Source organism: Thermocoleostomius sinensis A174, assembly GCF_026802175.1.
Lineage (GTDB): Bacteria > Cyanobacteriota > Cyanobacteriia > Elainellales > Elainellaceae > Thermocoleostomius > Thermocoleostomius sinensis.
In genome coordinates, this window is sequence record NZ_CP113797.1 from 5,047,801 (window position 1) to 5,071,545 (window position 23,745).

The following is a 23,745-nucleotide window of genomic DNA, read 5'->3' on the forward strand; positions in this document are numbered from 1 at the left end:
AGTTTCAAAACAATCAGTCACACTAGATTGAGACTACTATGGCAACAAAATTTCCCAAGTTTAGTCAGGACTTAGCTCAAGACCCGACAACGCGAAGGATATGGTATGCGATTGCTACAGCGCATGATTTTGAAAGTCATGATGGTATGACGGAGGAGAATCTTTATCAAAAGATTTTTGCTTCTCACTTTGGTCATGTGGCGATCATCCTCCTCTGGACATCGGGTTTACTGTTTCATGTGGCATGGCAAGGTAACTTTGAGCAGTGGGTTAAAGATCCGCTCAGTGTTCGGCCGATCGCTCATGCTATTTGGGACGCCCAGTTTGGGCCAGCAGCTATTGATGCGTTCACGCGGGCTGGGGCGGCAAATCCGGTTGATATCTGCTATTCAGGTGTCTATCACTGGTGGTATACGATCGGAATGCGCACCACAAACGATTTGTTTGCGGGTTCCATGTTTTTGCTGCTGTTGTCTGCGGTCTTTCTGTATGCTGGATGGCTGCACCTTCAGCCTCGTTACCGTCCCAGCCTATCCTGGTTCAAGAGCGCCGAAGCTCGCTTAAATCACCATTTAGCAGGGCTATTTGGCTTGAGTTCTTTAGCCTGGGCAGGACACCTAGTTCACGTTGCGATTCCTGAATCACGTGGGCAGCATGTGGGTTGGGACAATTTCCTGCGTATGCCGCCTCACCCACAAGGATTACAGCCTTTCTTTACCGGGCATTGGGCTGCCTATGCGCAGAACCCCGATACGGCACAGCATTTATTTGGCACATCCCAAGGAGCCGGAACCGCCATTCTCACCTTTTTGGGTGGTTTTCATCCCCAAACTGAATCGCTGTGGCTAACAGATATGGCGCATCATCACCTTGCGATCGCCATTCTCTTTATCATTGCGGGGCACATGTACCGCACCAACTTCGGTATTGGTCACAATATCAAGGAAATGCTGAATGCGAAGGAGTTCTTTGGCCAAAAAGTGGAAGGGCAATTCAATTTGCCACACCAAGGGTTATACGATGCCATGAATAACTCTTTGCACTTCCAGCTTGCCTTTGCATTAGCAGCATTGGGAGTAGCTAGCTCTCTCACAGCACAGCACATGTACTCAATGCCGCCCTATGCCTTCATCAACCGCGATTACACCACGATGTCTGCTCTGTATACGCATCATCAATACATCGCAGGATTCCTGATGGTGGGAGCCTTTGCGCATGGGGCTATCTTCATGGTGCGAGACTATGATCCGGTACAAAACAAGGGCAATGTGCTCGATCGAGCGTTGAACCACAAAGAAGCGATTATTTCTCACCTTAGTTGGGTGTCGCTATTCTTAGGTTTCCACACGTTGGGATTGTATGTTCACAATGATTGCGAGGTGGCATTAGGTGCAGCCGAGAAGCAAATTTTGATTGAACCTGTGTTTGCTCAATTCATTCAGGCGGCTCACGGTAAGCTGATCTACGGCTTCAATACCCTGTTGTCCAATCCAGACAGCGTTGCCTTTACCGCCTGGCCTAATCATGGCAATGTTTGGCTCCCGGGCTGGCTAGAGGCGATTAACAGCGGCAAAAACTCGTTGTTCTTAACAATCGGCCCCGGTGATTTCTACGTTCACCATGCGATCGCTCTTGGTCTTCATGTTACAACCCTAATTTTGGTGAAAGGAGCGCTGGATGCACGTGGTTCCAAGCTCATGCCCGACAAGAAAGACTTTGGCTATTCCTTTCCCTGTGACGGTCCGGGGCGTGGTGGTACCTGCGATATCTCGGCTTGGGATACGTTCTATCTCGCCATGTTCTGGATGCTGAATACATTGGGGTGGATTACATTCTACTGGCACTGGAAACACTTGTCGGTGTGGAGCGGTAACGTGGCCCAATTCAACGAAAGCTCTACTTATCTGATGGGTTGGTTCCGCGATTATCTCTGGCTCAATTCTGCTCAGTTAATCAATGGCTACAACCCATTGGGAACGAATAATCTAGCTGTTTGGGCGTGGATGTTCCTCTTTGGACATTTGGTTTGGGCAGTGAGCTTTATGTTCTTGATTACATGGCGCGGCTATTGGCAAGAGCTAATTGAAACGCTGATGTGGGCCCATGAAAATACACCGTTGTCCTTCGGTTATCCCAAAGATAAGCCAGTGGCACTGTCGATCGTTCAAGGGCGTTTAGTGGGTTTAACGCACTTCACCGTTGGCTACATTGCCACCTACGGGGCGTTTCTGATTGCCTCAACGGCCAGTCGATACGGATAATTTGCGAGGTTTGGGTAATTTATGGATTTTAGATGTCTTCTGTAGCGCAAGCTAGGTTGATGTAAGTTGCAGATAGGACAAAGCTCTGAAATCAAAAGAATTCACTGTATCCTATCCCAATCTTCCCTGCATCCGTCTAGGCAGAATGCGAAATCTAAAATCCGTAATCCAAACTGATAAAGCTTGAGACTCTCCTCGTCTCAAAGACAATCCTGGTCAAGGGGAAGTAGACCAGGATTTTCATACACCACATTGTTGGTTGAGATGAAGCTAATCAGAACAACAAGGTGAACAATGATGACTACAACAAATGGAGCTAGTTTGACCAGTGCCTATACAGATGAAGACATGGTTCAACCTTATAAAGGTGATCCGTGGCGTGGCAATTTGTCTACTCCCTTCAACAGTTCCAAGCTTGTCAAGGCATACATCAATAACTTGCCTGCTTACCGTCCGGGCTTAAGCCCCTTCATGCGAGGGTTAGAAATTGGTGCAGCACATGGCTATTTTTTGGTTGGGCCAGAAGTTGTTGTGGGGCCTTTACGCGAAGCCTCTCATGGAGCCAATCTCAGTGGCTTAATTACAGCAATTTATATCACTGTTTCTGCCTGTTTAGGCATCTCAATCTTTGCACTAGCCACTTTTCAAGGCAATCCCAGAGGTGCATATAGCCGATATTCTAGGGATGAACTGCGCCCTCTGCGCAACAAAGAAGATTGGTTTCAACTAAATGGTGGCATCTTTTTAGGTTCAATGGGCGGCGCCGTATTTGCCTACTTACTGCTGGAAAACTTCGATGAACTCAATGCCATGTTGCGAGGAGCAGTCAATGTCAGCCAATCGCTATTACCCTGGCTATTGAGCTAGTGAGGGAGAAAGGAAATTAGGAATGATGGATAAATGGATGAATAGATAGATGGGCAGATGAGTGAAATGGCGAGTGAAATTAGGAACCTCAATGACTTGCTTCTCATCTTATCTTTCCAATCTTGTCTTCCTCATCTTCCGATTCCCCACTCCCTATACCCTACTCCCTATTTTCCATTCCCCATTCCCTACTTCAAACAACAACTAACTTGGAGAACTGATCATGGCAGATTTGACACAACTAACCGGAGCATACTCAGCTTCCTGGCTACCTTGGATTATGATTCCCCTAATTTTCTACATTTTGCCATTTCCCATCTTCGCCCTGATTTTCCTTTGGATTGAGCGAGAAGCGGATTCAACAGATTCGATCGAATCTCGCGAATATAACCGAATTGAGGAGATAAATTGAGGAGAAATCCATGCGAAAAGTGCTAGCCTTGTGTTTCATCGTATTTATCTGGTTCAGCGTTGTTCCTGTGGCATCGGCTGTCAACGAAACCTTAGTGCCCTGCCAGAACTCGCCTGCATTTAGGGAGCGTATGAAGAATGCTCCAGATACCTATTATTTCGAGGGGCCATTTAAGACCTATGCATCGGAATTGCTGTGTGGAGACGATGGTTTACCGCATCTGCCGCTCGATCGCCCCAGTCGATTCATTGATGTTGTGATTCCCTTTGCCATCTTCTTCTACTTCGCTGGCTTTGTTGGTTGGTCGGGACGTGCTTACCTGCAAGCCACAAAGAAATTTCCCAATCCAGAACAACAAGAGATTTTTATTAACCTACCTTTAGCCATGCAATCCCTCCTGCAAGGATTGCTTTGGCCGCTACTTGCGATCAAAGAATTTCTCAGCGGAGAGTTGACAATCAAAGACGATAAACAGATTCCAGTTTCCCCTCGCTAGGTAACGAGATGGATCAACTGTAGGATGCATTCGTTTCAACAAACCGGACTAAGACATTAACCACTTGGTTCGAATCTAATCCCACCTACGGCCTACCTACTTGAAAGCAACGTTCACACATTAAAGGCTTTGGAGGATGAATGATGCAATATATACTCAAGTACCTAACCAGTGCACCTGTCATGGCAACGCTAGCTATTGTGGTTCTAGCCGTGATCTTTATTGAACTCAACTACTTTTTCCCAGGGTTACAGTATGGTACCTACTTCCATGCCATCCCCTAACTAAGCAGCATGTTCAAACAAAAAGAACACGCTCTAGTGAATCAAAGGAGCGTGTTCTTTCCTATAGGCCAGCCTTTTATAGAAAAGTATAGCTAGCGGTTTTAAACACCGTATTGATACAACATATTAGAAAGTATTAGAGCAGAAACTTGTGAAGAACTGAGGAAGACGAATGGGTTAAGCCCATAAATTTCTATTCTGTCCACGAAGATGAAACCATGACTCATTAATAGAGTTTTTTCAATTCTTAAGGATTATAACAACTTGGGCGGAATCAGTGGGGATTACCTGTGAGCAGTCGCTCAATCTATTTGAATTAATGTACAAATAAATTAATTTTTAATAATATTTTCAAATATATTATTGTTTTAATTAATAATACGTTTCAAATAACAACTTGATTCTTAATCTTTTCCTTTCTCAAACTGTTCTTCAAAAAAACTTGCGATTTACGTTTAGATAGGCACTTGCATATGAGGCTTCTACTCGTTGAGGATGATGACTCTATCGCTAAAGCACTTGAGAAAGTGTTAAACGATGAACACTATGTCGTTGATATTGCAAACGATGGACAGATGGGTTGGCAGCTTGTAGAAGCGTTTACCTATGATCTGATTGTGCTAGACGTTGTTCTGCCAAAACTAGACGGCATTCAATTTTGTCGTCAGTTACGATCGCATCATTATCAAACACCTGTGCTGTTGCTTACGGCCCAGCGTTCCAGCGCTCAACGGGTGATTGGACTGGATGCAGGAGCCGATGATTATGTAATTAAACCATTTGAAATGGAGGAGCTTCTGGCGCGAATTCGGGTGCTGTTGCGAAGAGGAGCTACACCCGTTCTAACCATTCTAGAGTGGGAAAATTTACGTCTCAATCCTAATACTCGCGAGGTGACTTATCAGGGACATCCCCTCTACTTAACGCCAAAAGAATACCGAATCTTGGAACTATTTCTCCGCAAACAACACTATGTCTTCAGCCGCAACGACATTTTGGAGAGCCTCTGGACAATTAATGAGACGCCAAGCGAAGATACGGTGACTGCTCACATTAAAGGCTTACGTCAAAAGTTAAGACAAGCAGGGGCCGCATCAGACTTGATTGAAACAGTGTACGGTGTTGGATATCGCTTAAAGCCCCTTGATGCAATCAAAGCCGAGGTGACACCACCATCAACCGCATCAACTGCCACATATTCATTAACCGTTAAAAAAACACCACATACAGAGGAAAAATCTTCAATTCAACAGCAAACCAAAGCAGCTTTGGCGGAAGTTTGGCAAAAGTCTAGAAAGCAAAATACCGATCGCCTCGCTGTTCTCAAACAAGCCTCTAGAGCTTTATTGGAGAACACATTAACGGATCGATTGCAACAGCAGGCCCAATTAGCCGCTCACAAACTGGCTGGAGCATTGGGGGTGTTTGGATTTATCGAAGGATCACGGCTAGCGGCTGACATTGAACAGCAATTTGCCAATGAGCAAGCGATCAATACCACTAATAAACAAAAAATAGTGAATTTGATTCATCAATTAGAGCAAGAACTACAAGATTCATCGCCCCATCCATGTCTGCCGATATCGTATCAAGCCCCAATCTTACTTCTAGTAGATCATGAGCCAGCACTCGCAGCCCAGGTAATTGAATTTGCTAAAACTCAGAACCTCACCATTCATTTGACTTCAACTATTGAAGAATTAAAAGTCGTACAAGTTACAGCACTGAAAAATTACAAGTTGCAGTATTTAGAGGACTCTCACATCAATCACTTCAACTCCACGCTTCAGTTACCGGATGTCATCCTGCTCAATCTGACATTTAAGGAAATGACCCCCAGTTGTCTAAAAGCTCTAACTGAAGTCATTCATCAACCTCCTCCGATGCCTGTTCTGGTTTGTACCGCAAATAACTGTTTGGCAAACCGAGTTAAAGCGGCTGAGTTGGGTGCTTATGCCTTCTTACATCAACCCACGGTGAAGCAAACCATCGAAATGATCAAATTGATACGATCGCGGCTTCGCAAGCTCTCTGGCAACATTTTGATCGTTGATGATGATCCGCAGGTTTTGAGTAGCTTACGCACGCTTCTAGAGCCTTGGGGATTGACATTGACCACGCTAGAGCAACCGCCACAGTTCTGGGATACGTTGGAGGCTTGTTCACCGGATTTGTTAGTTCTTGATGTTGAAATGCCTGAATTTAATGGAATTGACCTCTGCCGGGTTGTACGGCATACTCCTGCTTGGCAACGACTACCTATTCTGTTTCTCACGGTACACACCGATCCTCAAATAGAACATCAAGCTTTTACCGCGGGTGCGAATGATTTCATTAACAAATCTCTAGCTCAATCGGAACTTCTTACTCGCATTCTTGGACAATTAGAACGATCGTATTTACAACAAACTCTAATGACGATGGAAACTAATGAACTGAGACCTCAAGGGATAGAAAAAGCTAGCCCCTAAGCCCGTAGAATCAACAACCATGAACCGTTCTAGCAATCCCATCTGTCCATTGCCATGTCCCAACCTGATTTCATTTTAACTGAATCTATCAGTTCTCCTGAAATCCTGCTACACCGAATGACGAACCGGATTCGCCAATCGTTGGAGCTACCGGACATTTTAGCGTCTACGGTGACAGAGGTGCGAGCATTTTTGAAAACCGATCGAGTCAAAGTCTATCGATTTCATCCGGATGGTAGCGGTGAAGTAATTGCAGAAGCCATTCATGAAAAACGATTACCCTCTCTGATTGGACACCGATTTCCAGCAGGCGATATTCCACCGGAAGCACGGGAATTATTTTTGAAAGCCCGACAGCGAACGATTGTTAATGTGGCAGCTAGTCAGATTGGGACTAGCCCATTACGCTGTCCAAAAACAGGAACACTATCAGCAACTGACATTCAATTTCGTCCTGTTGATCCGTGCCATGCTGAATATCTCACGGCAATGGGTGTACAATCATCGCTCGTCGTGCCCATCCTTTCCGCTAATCAACTCTGGGGATTGTTAGTTTCTCACCATCATGCTCCTCGACGAGTCGCCAAACGAGAATTAAAAGTCGTCCAATCTGTAGCAGATCAGGTTTCTGTGGCGATCGCCCATTCAACGCTACTGAGTCAAACTCGGCTCCAAGCTCAGCAAGAAGCCACCATCAATTACGTTGTCTCATTGCTCCATTCCACAACTGAAATGCAGTTTCAAGCAGCATTAGAACAGACTGTAGCAGCGCTACAAGGAATAGGAGGCAGAATCTATATTACGCCGCAAAGCCCAAGCCAAACGCCCCAACTCTTCACCTACGGCACACAACCGAATCCTCCCTCCACCTCTCCACCCCCATCCAGTTTCATCGAACAGCATCCCGATTGGCAAGCTTGTTTAAATGGAGACCCTGTAAATTCTGTGGATGATATTTGGGCGATCTCCGATCTCTATGATCTCATTGTGTCTCCAGATATCACCCTAGCGTTATTATCGGCTCAAATTCGTGGATTATTGGTTGTACGATTGCAGTATCGGCAGCAGTTTTTGGGATATTTGAGCGTTTTTCGAGGTCAAATTGAAATTGAAACGATTTGGGCAGGACGGCTTGATAACGATGATCCGCGTCAATTACGCCCGCGTCAGTCATTTGAGACCTGGCGAGAGTTGAGGCAAGGGCAATCGCATGACTGGACATCTGCTGATGTTGAGCTAGCCCGAAACTTGGGCAATCATCTGGCAATGGCGATTCATCAATATGAGCTATATCGGCAAGTTCAGGCATTAAATACTGAGTTGGAACACCGAGTTTTAGAACGAACAACAGAATTACAACAAGCTAATGCTGAGTTGCGGCGAGAGATCGCTGAACGTGAACGTGCTTTACGAGAGCGACAACAGGCAAGGGATTCACTCAAGCGGCTCAGTCGCCAAAATGAGTTGATTTTGAATTCGGCGGGTGAAGGAATTTACGGGCTGAATCTTCAGGGTAAAACGACGTTTGTAAATCCGGCGGCTGCCAGAATCCTTGGATATGAAGTAGAAGAACTGTCAGGACAGTGCATGTATACGCTGCTCAATCACTCTAAACCAGATGGAACGCCGTATGATTGGGAAGAAAATCCCATTCATCAAACGTTAATAGAGGGAGCCGTGCAACACATCACAGAGGATTTATTCTATCGGCAAGATGGTTCTAGCTTTCCGGTAGAGTATGTTAGTACACCAATTCGTGAGCAGGGAAGAATCTTAGGGGCAGTTGTAATTTTCAAAGATATTACAGAACGACAAATTGTAGAACGAATGAAAGATGAGTTTGTTTCAGTTGTTAGTCATGAATTACGAACTCCATTGACTTCAATTCGAGCGGCATTGGGTTTGCTGGCTCGTGGCGACTTAACAATGCAACCCGACAAAAGCCAACGGATGCTCGATATTGCGTTTTCAAATACCAACCGTTTAGTTCGCCTGGTAAATGACATTCTAGACATTGAGCGGATTAAGTTCGGCAAAGTTACACTGAAAAAACACAGTTGTAATGCGGCTGATTTAATTACAGAAGCGATTGAAGTTATGCGAGCAATGGCTGAGCGATCCTCCATCAAGCTAGTGGCTAATCCGGTATCGGTTGAATTGTGGGCTGATCCCGATCGAATCATTCAAACACTGACTAATTTATTAAGTAATGCGATCAAATTTTCACCTCAAGGTTCTACTGTTTGGGTAGTCGCAGAACTAAAACAAAAAATCTTAAACCCCAAACAGCAAACAGCACCTACTATTCATTCTTCCCCTGATACGCTGCTGATTGCTGTCAAAGATCAAGGACTGGGTATTCCTGAAGATAAACTGGAAACCATTTTTGGGCAATTTCAACAACTGGATGCCTCTAATTCGGGGCATCAAGGCGGAACAGGTCTGGGGCTAGCCATTTGTCGTAGTATTGTGCAACAACATGGCGGGCAAATTTGGGCTGAAAGTAGATTAGGCAAAGGCAGCAACTTCTACTTCACCTTACCGTTACCCAAGGATAATTATCATGACCATCAAACGCATCTTGATCATTGATGATGACGCAGATATTCGAGAAGCGACCCAAATCTGTTTAGAAATCACAGGCGAATGGGACGTTCTAACAGCAAGTTCGGGTAGTGAAGGCCTAATCAAAGCGGCGGCAGAGAAGCCAGATGCTATCCTGTTAGACATTATGATGCCAGGGATGGATGGATTAACAACTTTTCAAAACTTACAGGATAATCCTGAAACTCAAAATATTCCAATTATTTTGCTGACTGCAAAGGCCCAATCAGCCGAACAGCGCCAGTTCACTCGATTAAAGGTGGCAGCAGTTATCACTAAACCCTATGATCCGTTCAGTTTATCCGATCAGGTTGCAGAAGCATTGGTTGAGAAGTTGTAGAAAATTAGTTTACTTTCTTCCCCAGTTTTTCAGGTTTTTCCCTTATTCTTTTACGTATCTTCTTAGTTCACTTCCATCTACTCTAAAGATGTTTGCAACACACAAATGAATGTGAGGAGCTTACCGTGTGTCTACCAAACGTCTTTGACATTCATTGATTGTAGCTGAATTTTAAGTATTACCATGACTACACTCATTCAACAACGCGGAGTCCGCGATCGGTGGAAGCAATTCTGTGATTGGGTCACTAGCACTGAAAATCGGTTATATATCGGTTGGTTTGGTGTTTTGATGATTCCCTTATTAGGAGTCTCCACCTGCGTGTTTGTAATTGCGTTTATTGCGGCTCCCCCCGTCGATATTGATGGAATTCGCGAACCAATCGCAGGCTCATTACTCTACGGCAATAATATCATCACGGCGGCTGTCGTCCCAACTTCCAATGCCATCGGCTTACATTTTTATCCAATTTGGGAAGCAGCAAGCATGGATGAATGGCTCTACAATGGCGGACCTTATCAGATGATTGGAGCCCACTATATTCCAGCCCTTTGTTGTTATATGGGGCGAGAATGGGAACTAAGTTATCGGTTAGGAATGCGCCCTTGGATTGCTGTCGCCTATAGTGCTCCATTAGCAGCAACGGCCTCTGTATTTTTGATTTATCCGATTGGTCAGGGCAGTTTCTCCGATGGACTACCAATGGGTATTAGCGGCACGTTCAATTTCATGTTTGTCTTCCAAGCCGAACACAATATCTTAATGCACCCGTTCCACATGTTAGGAGTTGCTGGAGTATTTGGAGGATCGCTATTCTGCGCGATGCATGGCAGTCTAGTTACGTCTAGCTTGGTACGAGAGACAACAGAGTCAGAATCGCAGAATTTAGGCTATAAATTTGGACAGGAGGAGGAAACCTATAATCTACTGGCTGCTCATGGCTATTTTGGCCGCTTAATTTTTCAGTATGCCAGCTTTAATAATTCACGATCGCTGCATTTCTTTTTGGCAGCGTTTCCAGTGATTTGTATTTGGTGCACAGCGTTGGGCATCAGTACGATGGCATTTAATTTAAATGGTTTCAACTTTAATCAATCTGTTTTGGATTCGCAAGGTCGAGTGATTAATACTTGGGCGGATGTCATTAATCGCGCAAATCTAGGCTTTGAGGTTCTGCATGAGCGCAATGCCCATAATTTCCCCTTAGATTTAGCTGGAGGAGAAGGCATTCCTGTAGCTATGCAAGCCCCCAGTATTTCTAGTTGAATTGGCGTTGTAAAAGCAGTGATCGGAGGAGAGCGATCGCAAATCATTTTGGTTTTAGCGCGTTGAAAGCTTGCAATAGTCAATCATTCTTGTTATCATCTCAACCTTCCTCCAATCAAAATAAACGGTATAGACTCGGGCATTTTCTATAGGAAAATGCCTTTTTCATCTTATTCAAATATTATTTTCAATTTGTTGTGAAGTTTTGTTAAATCACTTCTTTTCTTCATAGGTTTTTTATGTTTTTTCTCTATCTTTATAAACATCTTCAGTTTGATTTATTAATGATCTAAGCTGCCAAACAAACTGAATGCTTTGTCTAGAATGGATTCCATTTGATTTCTGGAATTTTCAATTTGGGAACGCTGAATTTCGTTTTTAGCTAGCTCAACACTGTGTTCGATATTGTTAGGCTAGTTATTGTCAAGATCAACAACAATTCAACATAAACTTGGTATTTCAATGCAGTGATTACTCACATTTTTCAAACGTAATCAAGCATGAAAACAACTATCTGAAGAATTAGTAAGGAGAGGATGAATGAGCATTGTTACGGAATTAATTTTAAATGCAGATAGTGAAGCGCGCTATCCAGCCCCTAAGGAGTTACGCATTTTTCAGGACTTTCTGAAATCAGGCGAACAGCGCATTCGCATTGCTTCAACCTTGGCACAGAATGAAGATCGGATTGTGCAAAATGCTAGCGCTCGGTTCTGGGAACGCTGTCCAGTGACGCCAAGCAATAGTGGCAATCCCCGCAAAACCGCGTCTTGTCAACGAGATCAAGGCTGGTATGTTCGCTTAGTGGCGTACTGTATTCTGGCGGGCAGTGAGCAACCCCTGGCAGAGATTGGCACGATCGGTATTAAAGAAATGTACAACTCGTTGGAAATTCCCCTGCGAAATCTAGTAGAGGCCATGCGCTGTGTTAAAGAGGAGTCAATTTCATTGCTCAGTGCAGAAGATGCGGTGGAAGTTGCACCGTATTTTGATTACATCATTCGGGCACTTTCATAAGGCACAAACAGATTGTGAAGTACAAACAGTTCACGTTGATCGATCGATTGTCCTATTGATTAGATTCCCTTGACTGTTGAAATTTTGATTCAAACGTTCAATTCAGGAGACTTAAGCCATGCAAGATGCAATCACAGCGCTAATCAATTCTTCTGACGTGCAAGGCAAGTATTTGGATGATTCGGGTTTGGAGCGCTTGAGAAACTATTTCCAAAGTGGTGAGTTGCGATCGCGAGCGGCTGTTGCCATTAGTGCGAATGCCAGTGCGCTTGTCACGCAAGCCGTGGCTAAATCTTTGATGTACACCGACATTACGGCTCCTGGTGGCAATATGTACACCTGCCGTCGCTATGCGGCTTGCATTCGCGATATGGATTATTTCCTGCGCTATGCCACCTATGCCATGCTAGCAGGAGATCCCTCGATTTTAGATGAGCGCATTCTCAACGGGTTACGGGAAACCTATAATTCCTTGGGAGTGCCAATCGGCGCCACCATTCGAGCTGTGCAAGCCTTGAAAGAAGTGACGACTGATTTGATTGGGGCAGAAGCTGGAAAAGAAATGGGTGCCTACTTTGATTACATTTGTGCAGGGTTAAGCTAAAACCATCCATTGTTGCAGTAATCGCTTGAAGCATTCGTGACAGCACGATGGAAACGGTAATTGGTAATTGGTAAGGAAACAACTTATGAACAAATGCTGTGTTGGTAGTGATATGCGATCGCAAATGATACGTTTCCCACACCAATTACCGATTACCCATTTTTTAACAAATTCACTCCTTAGATAACAGAACCATGAGTATCATTACCCGATCGATTGCCGCAGCCGATCGTGAAGCTCGTTATCTCAGCGCCGGAGAACTGGATGCCATTCGCGACTTTTTTGAGGAAGGTCCGCATCGCCTGCGTATTGCTGCGACGCTGACTGCTAATGAACACTACATTGTTGAACGAGGCAGCCAGCGGTTTTGGGAACGCTGCCCGGTTACCCCGAGTAACAGTGGCAATCCCACCTATCGAGCTTCCTGTATGCGGGATCAAAGCTGGTATATTCGCTTAATCACCTATGCGCTTGTGGTTGGCGATATTGATCCAATCGAAAAGACAGGTATCAAAGGGGCAAAAGAAATGTACATTTCTTTGGGAATTCCGCTGCGAAATATCGTGGAATGCATGCGTTGCCTCAAGGAAATTGCACTGGATTTATTAACTCCCGATGAGGCAATTGAGGTTGCACCTTATTTTGACTACTTGATTCAAGGATTAATGCCATAGTTCTAGATGACTAGGAATAAACCGAATAGAGATTTTAATGTTTACCTAGCACATTAATTCTTGAACAGAAAAGCTAGATTTTTTCAACTCATTTTACGAACAATTCCCTACTGATTTAGCGTTTAGGATTTAAAGCCAATGAGTGCTCATGCAAGCGGCGGCAGTCCGGTAATCTGTCCACAACTCTATCACACAACCCCAACTGCAATCCTTGCTCAGGCTGAACAACAGGATCGTTGGCTGAAGCAGAGCGAACTGAATGCCTTGTCAAGTTTTTTCCGCTCTGGAGCTAAACGGATTGAGATTGCCCTGACGTTGGCTCAACAAGCAAACGCGATCGTGTCAGCAGGAGCCGAGCGGATCTTCTTTGGTGGCTCTCCAATGGCATATTTAGAGGCACCACCAAACCGCGATCAGTTGCCGGGCTATACCCCGTTGCCCAAGAGAAGAGCACCTCTTCCAGCCAAGGAAAGGCTAAAGCCACAAATATCAAGACCAGGAAATCCGGTTGATTGGCTAACGGGATTTGCACGGGCACAATTTCTGGAAAATCGAGATCCACTGCCTAGCGGATTTCGCCCTATTAATGTAGCTCGATATGGCCCGATTCGTATGAAGCGTTCCATGCGAGATCTCAGTTGGTTTCTTCGCTATGTCACTTATGCGATTGTTTCCGACAATCCCAGTATTCTCTCTGTCAATGTACGTGGCTTACGTGGAGTCATTCCCGAAGATGTCACGGAAGCTACCGTTGTTGCTATTAAAGATATGCGGTGGAAAGCACTCAGTTATTTCAAACAAGATGCTGAAGCCAACGCGATTGTTCAAGAACATTTTGATGTGTTGGTGTCAGAATATCTGGTTGAAAAACCACCGATTCGACTGCGACAAGGCTTCTCCAATGATAAACAGGGATTGCAACTGCCAGAAAGCTACGCTTTAGCGGCTACATCGCGCCCCAAATTTGTTCTCAAACCCAGTTTGTCGGTAACAGAACAGCAGGAGGCGATTCAAGCAGCCTATCGGCAAGTGTTTGAGCGGGACATTACTCGGTCCTGTGGATTGCGTCTGAATGAGTTGGAATCCAAGGTCAAGAGTGGTGAACTCTCCACAAAAGAATTCATTCGTCAATTGGGAAAATCCCGGCTTTACCGCCGAGAATATTATGAACCATTTGTGATCAGTCGGGTAATTGAGCTAGCGGTGCGGCATTTTCTGGGGCGTGGATTAAGTTCGATCGAGGAGTTTCAGGAATATTTTGAAGTAATCTCTAAGGGGGGATTACCTGCGCTAGTGGATGCCCTCGTGGATTCTCAGGAATACAGCGACTATTTTGGCGAAGAAACCGTTCCCTATCTACGAGGACTGGGACAGGAGGCACAGGAATGCCGCAATTGGGGACCTCAATTGGAGTTGTTCAAGTTCAATGCGGCTGTTCGACGAGTACCGCAATTCATTACGTTGTTCGGCGATTATCAACATCCGCTTCCCAATCAGCATCCCTATGGTGCTACTAATGATCCATTAGAAATTCAGTTTGGCGCTATTTTTCCCCATCCCGATCAACGACATACCGATCGTCCAGCGACTGTTGGTAAAGATCATCAACGGATTCTGATTCGGGTTAACTCAGATAATGGGACAGGCAACGGTACAGAACTTGGAGCAGTTAGTCCGAGTCATCACCGGATTATCAAATTCGATCATTTAGTGTGGAGCAGTGGCACTAATGGAAATCGATCGCATCAAGGCATCAGTGTATCGTTGTCGAAGCACTCTCCCACAGCCGTAATCCAAGCGGCCTATCGGCAAGTCTTTGGACGCGAGGTGTTTGAGGGACAACGGTTGACTACAGCGGAAGTAAAGCTAAAGTCAGGGGAAATTACCATGCGGGAGTTTGTGCGCCAGCTTGCCAAATCCCGGTTATTTCGCCAGTTGTATTGGGATTCGCTGTATATCACCAAGGCAATTGAATACATTCATCGGCGCTTATTAGGGCGACCTACCCACGGGCGACAGGAAATGAGCCATTATTACGATCTCTGTGCTCGCCAAGGATTTCACGCCTTTGTGGATGCACTAATTGACAGTGATGAATATCTGGAAGTATTCGGAGAAGATACCGTTCCCTATGAACGCTTTGTGACTCCTAGAGGCTATGAATTGCGATCGAGAAATAGTTTGAATAACAAACAACTTTCTCAACAAGAAACCACGCCAATGAATCCTGAGGATCATCTGTTTGGCAATGGCAATGCTTGGGTTTCAATGATGAAAGTCGCTAGCAACGGTCGATTCAATCACCTGATGAACAAGCCAACTTTACAGGCAAGAGATTCCCAAAGTTTATTGGCAATGCAAAATCTAGCTGATTCTCAATTGATTGAATTGAAGGCAGAAATGCAATCGACAGTGGAAAATTCAGAGAATTCGGACGTTGAGTCTTCTGAAATGATCGAACAGGTTGTATCTGAATCATAATCAGAACCACAAGAGTGATTCGAACTTGTCAAAGGAAGTGACTGCTCGCTTTCGATATGAACAAAATTTGCAAATTTATCAAACAGATATTTTTCCAAAAACAGCGATTCTATATCGGTTGGTTTGGAGGCATTCAAATTATCTCAATGGAGGACAAATCATGAGCTTGGTCAAGCAAGTTCTTCTCAATGCCGATGAAGAACTGCGTTATCCAACACCCAGTGAGATTCGCATGATTCAAAATTTTTGCAAGTCGGGCGATCGACGGATTCGGATTGCGACAACGTTAGCAAAAAATGAAAAACTGTTGGTAGAACAGGGAAGTGTTCGATTCTGGAAACGTTGTCCAATTACACCCAGCAACAGTGGCAATATGCGTAAAACCGCATCTTGTCAACGCGATCAAGGTTGGTATATTCGCCTCATTGCTTACTGCGTGTTGGCTGGCAATGAACAACCTCTAGCAGAAATTGGCACGATTGGCATGAAGGAAATGTATACCTCTTTGGGAATTCCTCTAGCCAATTGGGTAGAAGCAGTGCGTTGTCTAAAAGAAGAGGCGATCGCATTACTAGGTGAAGATGATGCAGCCGAGGTAGTTCCTTATTTTGATCACATTATTCAATACCTGGCGTATCCTGGTGCACCCTACTTTATGAATGATGGTGTGTTGGAGTATTGATATTGTTTTTGAGGAGAAGATGCGATGACGATTGCATTAGAGCGTCCCCGATCGTGGGGTGATGTTTTTACGATATTTGATGATTGGTTAAAGCGCGATCGGTTTGTGTTTATTGGTTGGTCAGGACTGTTGCTTTTTCCCTGTGCATACTTATCAATTGGAGCGTGGTTTACGGGTACAACCTTTGTCACTTCCTGGTATACGCACGGGTTAGCAAGTTCCTATTTAGAAGGCTGTAATTTTTTGACAGCCGCCGTCTCAACTCCTGCGGATAGTTTAGGACACTCTCTGCTATTTCTGTGGGGGCCAGAAGCTCAATGGGATTTTACGCGCTGGTGCCAGTTAGGAGGTCTCTGGACGTTTACCGCATTTCATGGTGCTTTGGGATTGATTGGATTCTGTTTGCGACAAATTGAGATTGCGCGACTGGTTGGAGTTCGTCCCTATAATGCTCTCGCTTTTTCAGCCCCGATCGCGGTGTTCGTGGCTACATTTTTAGTGTATCCATTGGGACAATCCAGTTGGTTCTTTGCACCCAGTTTTGGAGTGGCGGCCATCTTCCGCTTTGTGTTGTTTGTGCAAGGCTTTCACAACTACACCCTCAATCCGTTTCACATGATGGGTGTTGCTGGAGTGTTGGGTGGTGCGCTGCTGTGTGCGATTCATGGCGCGACGGTAGAAAATACGTTATTTGAAGATACACGCACCTACAGCACTTTTTCAGGGTATAGCCCAACGCAGCAGGAAGAAACCTATTCATTTGTCACTGCCAACCGCTTCTGGTCGCAAATTTTTGGCATTGCGTTTTCCAACAAACGCTGGCTGCACTTTTTTATGCTGTTTGTGCCAGTTACAGGCTTATGGATGAGTGCGATCGGCATGGCAGGGCTAGCATTTAATCTGCGGGCCTACGATTTCATTAGCCAAGAGTTGCGAGCGGCAGCCGATCCTGAATACGAAACGTTCTATACCAAAAACATTTTATTAAACGAGGGGTTGCGCGTCTGGATGGCAGAAGCAGACCAACCCCATGAACACTTTGTATTCCCAGAGGAGGTACTCCCTCGTGGCAACGCTCTTTGATCGCTCTACAGCACGAGTTGTTCCAACTGCTAAAGGCAAAGCCATTGAAACCGCTAGCGAAGGCCGGGATATTGCGTCCACTGGCTATCCGTGGTGGGCTGGCAATGCTCGCTTCATTAACAAGTCGGGGCGTTTCTTGGGGGCCCATGTGGCCCATGCGGGACTGGTTGCTTTCTGGGCTGGAGCCATGCTGCTGTTTGAAGTGGCGCACTATGTTCCAGAAAAGCCAATGTATGAACAGGGACTAATCCTTATGCCCCATGTAGCAACATTAGGGTTTGGCGTTGGGCCCGGAGGGCAGGTCACTAGTATTTTTCCCTTCTTTGCGATCGCCGTGATGCACTTAATTGGTTCAGCAGTGTTGGGATTAGGTGGACTGTATCATGCTCTGCGTGGACCCGAACGGCTACCAGGATTCTTCGATTTTGACTGGGCCGATAAGGACAAAGTCACAACAATTTTAGGGTATCACCTGATCGCCTTGGGCGTTGCAGCATTGCTGTTTGTTTGCAAAGCCATGTTTTGGGGGGGGTTGTATGACACTTGGGCCCCCGGAGGCGGAGATGTACGCCTTGTGACACATCCCACTCTCAATCCTTTGAGAATCTTCGGGTATTTGTTCCGATCGCCCTACGGAGAAGCTGGCTGGATTGTTGGCGTTAACAATTTGGAAGACATTGTCGGCGGACACATTTGGGTGGGGGCGCTTCTAATTGCAGGAGGTATCTGGCATATTGTCACGCAGCCGTTTAAGTGGACACATGGCGCATTTACATGGTCGGGGGAAGCCTATCTTGCTCAAAGCTTGGGCAACATCTGTGGACAGGCTTTTATTGCCACCGCCTTCATCTGGTTTAATAACACGGCCTATCCCAGCGAATTTTACGGTCCTACCGTTGCAGAGTCGTCTCAGGCGCAAGCGCTTATCTTTTTGGTTCGTGATCAGAAGCTAGGAGCGAATGTTGGCTCGGCTCAAGGCCCCACCGGGTTAGGAAAATACTTGCAACGATCGCCCACCGGGGAAATCATTTTTGGGGGAGAAACCATGCGTTTTTGGGATTGTCGTGCCCCCTGGCTAGAACCCCTGCGTGGTCCCAATGGACTCGATCTCGATAAACTTCAGCATGATGTGCAGCCCTGGCAAATCCGTCGCGCGGCTGAATATATGACGCATCCGCCGATCGGTTCTCTCAATTCAGTGGGTGGGTTGGCCACAGAGATCAATTCTTTCAATTTTGTCGGAACCCGTACTTGGCTAGCCGCTGCCCACTTTGTCTTTGCCTTTCTCTTTCTAGTAGGCCATCTCTGGCACGCCGGCCGTGCCCGTGCTGCTGCTGCTGGCTTTGAACGAGGCATCGATCGAGCCAACGAACCTGTTTTGTCCATGCCAGATATTGATTAGTGTGATTGCCGATGAATGATGAATACGCTCCCTTGTTCATCATTCATCTTTTCCTCTATTCTCAATTTCGGGTAAGTATCATGCTCCTAAATGTTCCAATTGAAGCCACTTCACCTTTCTTAAAACCTATATGCTTTGCAGTTGCGTGGCTATTGATATTTCTTCTAGGTCGTAGTCTTTGGATGGTTCTACAAGAGGCTGTACATCACGCTGGCAAAATGCACAAGATTCCTTGCGCTAAGTGTCAGTTTTTTACTGGAAATTATCAACTAAAATGTACGGTTCATCCTTCTATTGCTCTATCGGAGGCGGCGATCGATTGTCCTGATTATCGGTCTGCATCGGAATTTTATCCCTCAACGCTGAATGATTCCGTGAACGAGAAAGAACCTGTTCATGCAAACACGCTTTAGAAACTGTAGCGATTCTAAACGAGAGTGAAAGTAAGCACTTCTTACTCCTCAACCCCCATTCCCTACTAGAAAAGGAGCTTACCTTATGGGACTTCCCTGGTATCGCGTCCATACGGTTGTTCTCAATGATCCAGGGCGCTTAATTGCTGTCCATCTCATGCACACAGCCCTAACAGCCGGATGGGCTGGGTCAATGGCGCTATATGAGTTGGCTGTGTTTGATCCAAGTCATGCTGCTCTTAATCCCATGTGGCGACAAGGCATGTTCGTCATGCCCTTTATGGCTCGCTTAGGAGTCACAAACTCCTGGGATGGCTGGAATATCAACGGTGAAGTGGTCAATCATCCTGGATTCTGGACATTTGAAACGGTTGCTATTCTGCATATTCTTCTGGCTGGGTTGCTGTTCCTGGCAGCCTGCTGGCATTGGGTTTACTGGGATTTAGATCTGTTCAAAGACGATCAATCAGGTGAACCGTTTCTTGATTTGCCGAAGATTTTTGGCATTCACTTACTGTTAGCTGGACTGCTCTGCTTTGGCTTTGGCGCATTTCATTTAACGGGCATTTGGGGGCCTGGTATGTGGGTGTCTGATGCCTATGGCTTAACTGGACACATCCAACCTGTTAAACCAGACTGGACAGCTAACGGATTTAATCCATTCAATCCAGGGGGGGTCGTTGCTCATCATATTGCGGCTGGTATTGTCGGCATCATCGGTGGGTTATTCCACATCAACACCCGCCCGTCGGAAAACCTATACCGAGCGTTGCGGATGGGCAATATTGAAACCGTGTTGGCAAGCGGGTTAGCGACGTTTTTCTTTGCGGCGTTTGTGGTAGCGGGAACAATGTGGTATGGTAGCGCCACCACGCCGATCGAATTGTTTGGACCGACACGCTATCAATGGGATAGTAGTTACTTCAAACATGAGATCGATCGTCGAGTCAAAGCCAGTTTAGCGGATGGCGCGAGTTTATCTGACGCATGGTCTGCAATTCCTGAGAAACTAGCCTTCTATGATTACGTCGGTAACAGTCCTGCCAAAGGCGGTTTGTTTCGAGTCGGCCCAATGTTGAAAGGTGATGGCATTGCCCTGGATTGGCTGGGTCATCCCGTATTCACAGACGGCGAAGGGCGCGAGCTAACAGTTCGACGTATGCCCAACTTTTTTGAAAATTTTCCAGTGGTACTCACCGATAGCAACGGGATCGTTCGCGCTGATATTCCCTTCCGTCGTGCAGATGCCCGATACAGCTTTGAGCAACAAGGAGTCCGTGTCAGTTTTTACGGTGGCAGTTTGGATGGACAAACCTTTACCGATCCACCTGTTGTTAAAAAATATGCGCGTCAAGCTCAACTAGGTGAACCCTTTGCTTTTGATACGGAAACGCTCAAGTCAGATGGTATCTTCCGAACCAGCACTCGCGGTTGGTTTGCCTTTGCCCACGTTTGTTGGGGATTGTTGTGGTTCTTCGGACATCTCTGGCACGGTTGCCGCACCCTTTTCCGGGATGTATTCTCAGGTATTGATCCGGAACTTGATATTGAACAAGTAGAATTTGGCGTTTTCCAAAAAGTAGGTGATCCAACTACTCGTAAACGAGTTGCGCTCTAGACCAGAGCCAATGCGTTATCTATTTGATGACCATAATCGTTAAGTAGTAAAGTACAAACTCTATCCAGGGAGAGAGAATGCTTCTCACCTTGGATAGTGCTTTTTTAAATACGATACTGAGTATCGTAAAAGCAATAATGCTTAACTGAACAAGCAAACTTCCACGAAAAGCAGAGGTAAACTGCAATGAATCTTTTAGCTTGGATTGTACTAGGTTTATTGGCAGGCGCGATCGCAAAAGCAATTTATCCTGGATATCAACCGGGTGGAATTCTAGCCACGTTGTTGCTGGGCATCGTTGGGGCATTTATCGGTGGAACGCTTTTTAATGTTTTGCAGACAGGCAGCTTAGCGATCGTTTCTACCAGTCTGAGTATTCCTGGTTTAATAATTGCTGTGATTGGTGCGCTGATTGCCATTTGGTTATGGGGCTTGATGAGCCGTCGCCGTCGCATCTACTAAGCGCACAGAATGAAAAGGACGTTTGTTAGTTTCGCTGTATTTGCAAGCTACTAGTGCAGCCGTTAACTAAATTGACATTGACAAGGTTGGGTAATCAAAATCGTGAGTAGATTGAGTAGGTGAAGCAAAAGCCTACTCTTTTTTTGGTAGTCTTCGGCAGCGCTGATTTAGACCAGTGCCAGAATCAACTGAAACCTATCATAATGGAACCAAGTTGAGACTGGAAACGACGCTATTACCATGCTGTCAATTCATCAATTAGATGCTTACCTAGAGCGAATTCAGTATCATGGTTCTTTAGGGCACTCTGAGGAAACCCTTTGTCAACTTCACCAAGCTCAAGCGCAACATATTCCCTTTGAAAATCTAGATATTTTCTTAGGACAAGACATTCATCTGGACCCCGATCGCCTCTTCAACAAACTCATCAATCGAAAACGCGGCGGTTATTGCTATGAGTTAAATGGGCTGTTTCTATTAGTTTTACAACATCTTGGCTTTCATATTATCCCTATGGCGGCCCGAGTGTTTATGCCCAATGGCTCCTTGCGGCAAAAATCACATCAGATGGCAATCGTAGAGCTTAGAGGTCAATCTTGGCTAGTAGATGTTGGATTTGGCGGCAACGGTTTGGTGCAACCCATTGTCACTGAAGTGAATCGAGAATGGGATCAAACCATTGATACATTTAGGCTGCAATCTGATGAAAATCTTGGCTTGATACTTCAGCACCAACTCAACGATGAATGGCGATCGCTGTATGCCTTTATTCCTGAAAAACAATACCCAGCCGATTACCGGATGATGAACTTTTTTGCTTCTCGATCGCCGGATTCTTTGTTTACACGAAAACGTCTTTGTATTATTCCTACATCAGAGTCTCGAATTATTCTCAATAACCATGTCTTAAAAATTCGCGGCGTTCGTCATTCGATTGTCACCCAGCTTACAACCGCTGATTCTTATGATCAAGCATTAAAACAATATTTCGGCATTGCTCTATCCCCGGAAGTATCTTGGCATCTCTACTCTCCAATCCCTACCCCCTTGTCTTCGGAGGCTTAGCGATGCCCCGACGGACGAGTGCTGCCTCTAGGTTTCTGATAAACTCAGCGTCGGCATCGGATAGGGTAGACGAAGTCAGGGAAACAGCCTTGGTATCCGTCTGCAAACATGCGAATGCCTGACGAAAGTGATTAGAATTAGCGGCAATAGGTGCATCAAAATGACAGGGAATGATCCGTTGAAATGACCAGTTGGCGATGGTCTCTACCCAATTCAACACTTGTTGAGGAGCTTGCGGAAAAATTAGGGTTTGTAGAATGGGAGCGACAAACAGTCGGCCATCTCGATGCAATGCCTTGAAAGAGTCCGGCCAGTTCTCTTTCCAGCGAAACGGGTATAACCCAAAGTACGCTTTTTGGGAGCGATCGGGAGCCTTCAAAGCGTCTCGAATGGCTTGTCCCAGCCCCACCGTCTCGACTACGCTTGGTCGAAAATAGATGGCAAATAGTGAAATTCGCTGCCAGCCCTTGCGTCGATTAGCGTCTGTGTCTGTCACTGCCTCACCTGCCCCATCGCGGGCATGGAATAGCAGTGGATACGGGTCTAACTGAACGATCGCTGGCGGATTGATGGGTACTGACAGCACAGCGTCGGTTACTAAAAGCGTTTGGGATGGTTTGTGCAACAAGGCTACTTCTACAAACGCTCCCCGCCCCAGATCAATGTCTAAAACAGCATAGTCAAATTCATCAGCAAAGGGAGTGTGACGGCAGCCAGTTGGTAACTCTTGCGTACGACGCTGCGGAAAGCCTAACCAACTGAGCGGTAAATTCAACGGAAAACTCCACTGATGCGGCGCAACAAACACCTGGGCTTGTGGAAAACAACGCGCAAACGGACCTACAAACACTTTATGTTCAAGTCCAGAACTAGTAGGAAGGAGAATGTATTTCACCTCTCCGTGTTGTGCCACCAATTGATTAATCAGACGAATACATTCGATCGTCGGTGCTACGGGAGCATAAACCAATAATCCACCTGTTTGTAGACGAACCACGGTCATACGGATGGGAACGATCGTATACAAAATGCCATGAAGCTGATCAAACGTCCAAATAGTATCCTTTACTACTTCGGTACGCAACGTGCGGCGACAACCATAGGGGTACAGCGGTAACGCCATCCAAAATTTCCAACGCCAATCCTGAGGTTGAGCAGATGCGATCGATGGTTCTGGTAAACGATCAAGTCGATGGGATGGCAGGCTCATAAAACAGGCTCAAATCAATCGGTCTATTTCGGT

At 45.7% G+C, this 23,745-nt stretch carries 21 protein-coding genes; 20 read left to right on the top strand and 1 reads right to left on the bottom strand.

Features of this window, described 5'->3' with window-relative positions; genetic code table 11:
• The first annotated feature begins 38 nt into the window (after nt 1-38).
• The 20 genes from psaB (at nt 39) to OXH18_RS21830 (ending at nt 22,502) form a co-directional block, all read left to right on the top strand.
• Entirely contained in the window at nt 39-2,261 is a 2,223-nt protein-coding gene (gene psaB, locus OXH18_RS21735) for a photosystem I core protein PsaB (protein ID WP_268609565.1), read from the top strand.
• Nucleotides 2,262-2,558: 297 nt separating this feature from the next.
• The gene (locus OXH18_RS21740) at nt 2,559-3,128 is read left to right on the top strand and encodes a photosystem I reaction center subunit XI (RefSeq protein ID WP_315874776.1); all 570 of its coding nucleotides are present in this window, start codon (nt 2,559-2,561) and stop codon (nt 3,126-3,128) included.
• A 223-nt stretch (nt 3,129-3,351) separates the two neighbouring features.
• Complete coding sequence (psaI, locus tag OXH18_RS21745) at nt 3,352-3,540, top strand: photosystem I reaction center subunit VIII (RefSeq protein ID WP_268609567.1); 189 nt, start codon at nt 3,352-3,354, stop codon at nt 3,538-3,540.
• A 10-nt stretch (nt 3,541-3,550) separates the two neighbouring features.
• Nucleotides 3,551-4,036 carry a Photosystem I reaction center subunit III gene (locus tag OXH18_RS21750; protein WP_268609568.1) on the top strand — a complete coding sequence of 162 codons (486 nt, stop codon included), beginning with the start codon at nt 3,551-3,553 and terminating at the stop codon, nt 4,034-4,036.
• Between the two features lie 143 nt (nt 4,037-4,179).
• Nucleotides 4,180-4,320, top strand: a complete 141-nt coding sequence (locus tag OXH18_RS21755) for a photosystem I reaction center subunit IX (RefSeq protein ID WP_268613230.1) — start codon at nt 4,180-4,182, stop codon at nt 4,318-4,320.
• Nucleotides 4,321-4,793: 473 nt separating this feature from the next.
• The gene (locus OXH18_RS21760) at nt 4,794-6,791 is read left to right on the top strand and encodes a response regulator (protein WP_268609569.1); all 1,998 of its coding nucleotides are present in this window, start codon (nt 4,794-4,796) and stop codon (nt 6,789-6,791) included.
• A 54-nt stretch (nt 6,792-6,845) separates the two neighbouring features.
• Nucleotides 6,846-9,383, top strand: a complete 2,538-nt coding sequence (locus tag OXH18_RS21765; protein WP_268609570.1) for an ATP-binding protein — start codon at nt 6,846-6,848, stop codon at nt 9,381-9,383.
• On the top strand, nt 9,355-9,735 hold the full coding sequence (locus OXH18_RS21770) for a response regulator (protein WP_268609571.1): 381 nt from the start codon (nt 9,355-9,357) through the stop codon (nt 9,733-9,735). Before OXH18_RS21765 ends, OXH18_RS21770 begins: the two co-directional genes overlap by 29 nt.
• A gap of 183 nt (nt 9,736-9,918) precedes the next feature.
• Complete coding sequence (gene psbA, locus OXH18_RS21775; RefSeq protein ID WP_268609572.1) at nt 9,919-11,001, top strand: photosystem II q(b) protein; 1,083 nt, start codon at nt 9,919-9,921, stop codon at nt 10,999-11,001.
• Between the two features lie 540 nt (nt 11,002-11,541).
• On the top strand, nt 11,542-12,018 hold the full coding sequence (gene apcD, locus OXH18_RS21780; protein ID WP_268609573.1) for an allophycocyanin subunit alpha-B: 477 nt from the start codon (nt 11,542-11,544) through the stop codon (nt 12,016-12,018).
• 118 nt (nt 12,019-12,136) lie between these two features.
• The gene (locus OXH18_RS21785; RefSeq protein WP_268609574.1) at nt 12,137-12,622 is read left to right on the top strand and encodes a globin family protein; all 486 of its coding nucleotides are present in this window, start codon (nt 12,137-12,139) and stop codon (nt 12,620-12,622) included.
• Between the two features lie 194 nt (nt 12,623-12,816).
• A complete protein-coding gene (gene apcD / locus OXH18_RS21790) occupies nt 12,817-13,296 on the top strand; it encodes an allophycocyanin subunit alpha-B (protein WP_268609575.1) in 480 nt (159 codons plus the stop codon).
• Between the two features lie 138 nt (nt 13,297-13,434).
• Nucleotides 13,435-15,777, top strand: coding sequence for a phycobilisome rod-core linker polypeptide (locus tag OXH18_RS21795; RefSeq protein WP_268609576.1), 2,343 nt, complete (start codon nt 13,435-13,437; stop codon nt 15,775-15,777).
• 160 nt (nt 15,778-15,937) lie between these two features.
• Nucleotides 15,938-16,459: an allophycocyanin subunit alpha-B gene (gene apcD / locus OXH18_RS21800; RefSeq protein ID WP_268609577.1), complete on the top strand. Its 522-nt coding sequence runs from the start codon at nt 15,938-15,940 to the stop codon at nt 16,457-16,459.
• A gap of 24 nt (nt 16,460-16,483) precedes the next feature.
• Nucleotides 16,484-17,542, top strand: coding sequence for a photosystem II D2 protein (photosystem q(a) protein) (gene psbD / locus OXH18_RS21805; protein WP_268609578.1), 1,059 nt, complete (start codon nt 16,484-16,486; stop codon nt 17,540-17,542).
• Nucleotides 17,526-18,944: a photosystem II reaction center protein CP43 gene (gene psbC / locus OXH18_RS21810; protein WP_390904341.1), complete on the top strand. Its 1,419-nt coding sequence runs from the start codon at nt 17,526-17,528 to the stop codon at nt 18,942-18,944. The genes psbD and psbC overlap by 17 nt, the downstream gene beginning before the upstream one ends.
• A gap of 182 nt (nt 18,945-19,126) precedes the next feature.
• Nucleotides 19,127-19,357 (top strand): hypothetical protein, encoded by a 231-nt coding sequence (locus OXH18_RS21815; RefSeq protein WP_268609580.1) that lies wholly within the window; start codon nt 19,127-19,129, stop codon nt 19,355-19,357.
• An 85-nt stretch (nt 19,358-19,442) separates the two neighbouring features.
• A complete protein-coding gene (gene psbB / locus OXH18_RS21820; protein WP_268609581.1) occupies nt 19,443-20,975 on the top strand; it encodes a photosystem II chlorophyll-binding protein CP47 in 1,533 nt (510 codons plus the stop codon).
• A gap of 186 nt (nt 20,976-21,161) precedes the next feature.
• Complete coding sequence (locus OXH18_RS21825) at nt 21,162-21,437, top strand: GlsB/YeaQ/YmgE family stress response membrane protein (RefSeq protein WP_268609583.1); 276 nt, start codon at nt 21,162-21,164, stop codon at nt 21,435-21,437.
• Between the two features lie 240 nt (nt 21,438-21,677).
• On the top strand, nt 21,678-22,502 hold the full coding sequence (locus OXH18_RS21830; protein ID WP_268609585.1) for an arylamine N-acetyltransferase family protein: 825 nt from the start codon (nt 21,678-21,680) through the stop codon (nt 22,500-22,502).
• Here the strand turns inward: OXH18_RS21830 and OXH18_RS21835 are convergent.
• Complete coding sequence (locus tag OXH18_RS21835; protein ID WP_268609586.1) at nt 22,477-23,712, bottom strand: DUF4336 domain-containing protein; 1,236 nt, start codon at nt 23,710-23,712, stop codon at nt 22,477-22,479. The two genes, OXH18_RS21830 and OXH18_RS21835, sit on opposite strands and share 26 nt — an antisense overlap.
• Nucleotides 23,713-23,745: the final 33 nt, after the last annotated feature.

Excerpts from the sequence above, each read along its gene's own strand:
- psaB (WP_268609565.1), top strand. The coding sequence starts at position 39 with ATGGCAACAAAATTTCCCAAGTTTAGTCAGGACTTAGCTCAAGACCCG.
- OXH18_RS21740 (WP_315874776.1), top strand. The coding sequence starts at position 2,559 with ATGACTACAACAAATGGAGCTAGTTTGACCAGTGCCTATACAGATGAA.
- psaI (WP_268609567.1), top strand. The coding sequence starts at position 3,352 with ATGGCAGATTTGACACAACTAACCGGAGCATACTCAGCTTCCTGGCTA.
- OXH18_RS21750 (WP_268609568.1), top strand. The coding sequence starts at position 3,551 with ATGCGAAAAGTGCTAGCCTTGTGTTTCATCGTATTTATCTGGTTCAGC.
- OXH18_RS21755 (WP_268613230.1), top strand. The coding sequence starts at position 4,180 with ATGCAATATATACTCAAGTACCTAACCAGTGCACCTGTCATGGCAACG.
- OXH18_RS21760 (WP_268609569.1), top strand. The coding sequence starts at position 4,794 with ATGAGGCTTCTACTCGTTGAGGATGATGACTCTATCGCTAAAGCACTT.
- OXH18_RS21765 (WP_268609570.1), top strand. The coding sequence starts at position 6,846 with ATGTCCCAACCTGATTTCATTTTAACTGAATCTATCAGTTCTCCTGAA.
- OXH18_RS21770 (WP_268609571.1), top strand. The coding sequence starts at position 9,355 with ATGACCATCAAACGCATCTTGATCATTGATGATGACGCAGATATTCGA.
- psbA (WP_268609572.1), top strand. The coding sequence starts at position 9,919 with ATGACTACACTCATTCAACAACGCGGAGTCCGCGATCGGTGGAAGCAA.
- apcD (WP_268609573.1), top strand. The coding sequence starts at position 11,542 with ATGAGCATTGTTACGGAATTAATTTTAAATGCAGATAGTGAAGCGCGC.
- OXH18_RS21785 (WP_268609574.1), top strand. The coding sequence starts at position 12,137 with ATGCAAGATGCAATCACAGCGCTAATCAATTCTTCTGACGTGCAAGGC.
- apcD (WP_268609575.1), top strand. The coding sequence starts at position 12,817 with ATGAGTATCATTACCCGATCGATTGCCGCAGCCGATCGTGAAGCTCGT.
- OXH18_RS21795 (WP_268609576.1), top strand. The coding sequence starts at position 13,435 with ATGAGTGCTCATGCAAGCGGCGGCAGTCCGGTAATCTGTCCACAACTC.
- apcD (WP_268609577.1), top strand. The coding sequence starts at position 15,938 with ATGAGCTTGGTCAAGCAAGTTCTTCTCAATGCCGATGAAGAACTGCGT.
- psbD (WP_268609578.1), top strand. The coding sequence starts at position 16,484 with ATGACGATTGCATTAGAGCGTCCCCGATCGTGGGGTGATGTTTTTACG.
- OXH18_RS21815 (WP_268609580.1), top strand. The coding sequence starts at position 19,127 with ATGGTTCTACAAGAGGCTGTACATCACGCTGGCAAAATGCACAAGATT.
- psbB (WP_268609581.1), top strand. The coding sequence starts at position 19,443 with ATGGGACTTCCCTGGTATCGCGTCCATACGGTTGTTCTCAATGATCCA.
- OXH18_RS21825 (WP_268609583.1), top strand. The coding sequence starts at position 21,162 with ATGAATCTTTTAGCTTGGATTGTACTAGGTTTATTGGCAGGCGCGATC.
- OXH18_RS21830 (WP_268609585.1), top strand. The coding sequence starts at position 21,678 with ATGCTGTCAATTCATCAATTAGATGCTTACCTAGAGCGAATTCAGTAT.
- OXH18_RS21835 (WP_268609586.1), bottom strand. The coding sequence starts at position 23,712 with ATGAGCCTGCCATCCCATCGACTTGATCGTTTACCAGAACCATCGATC.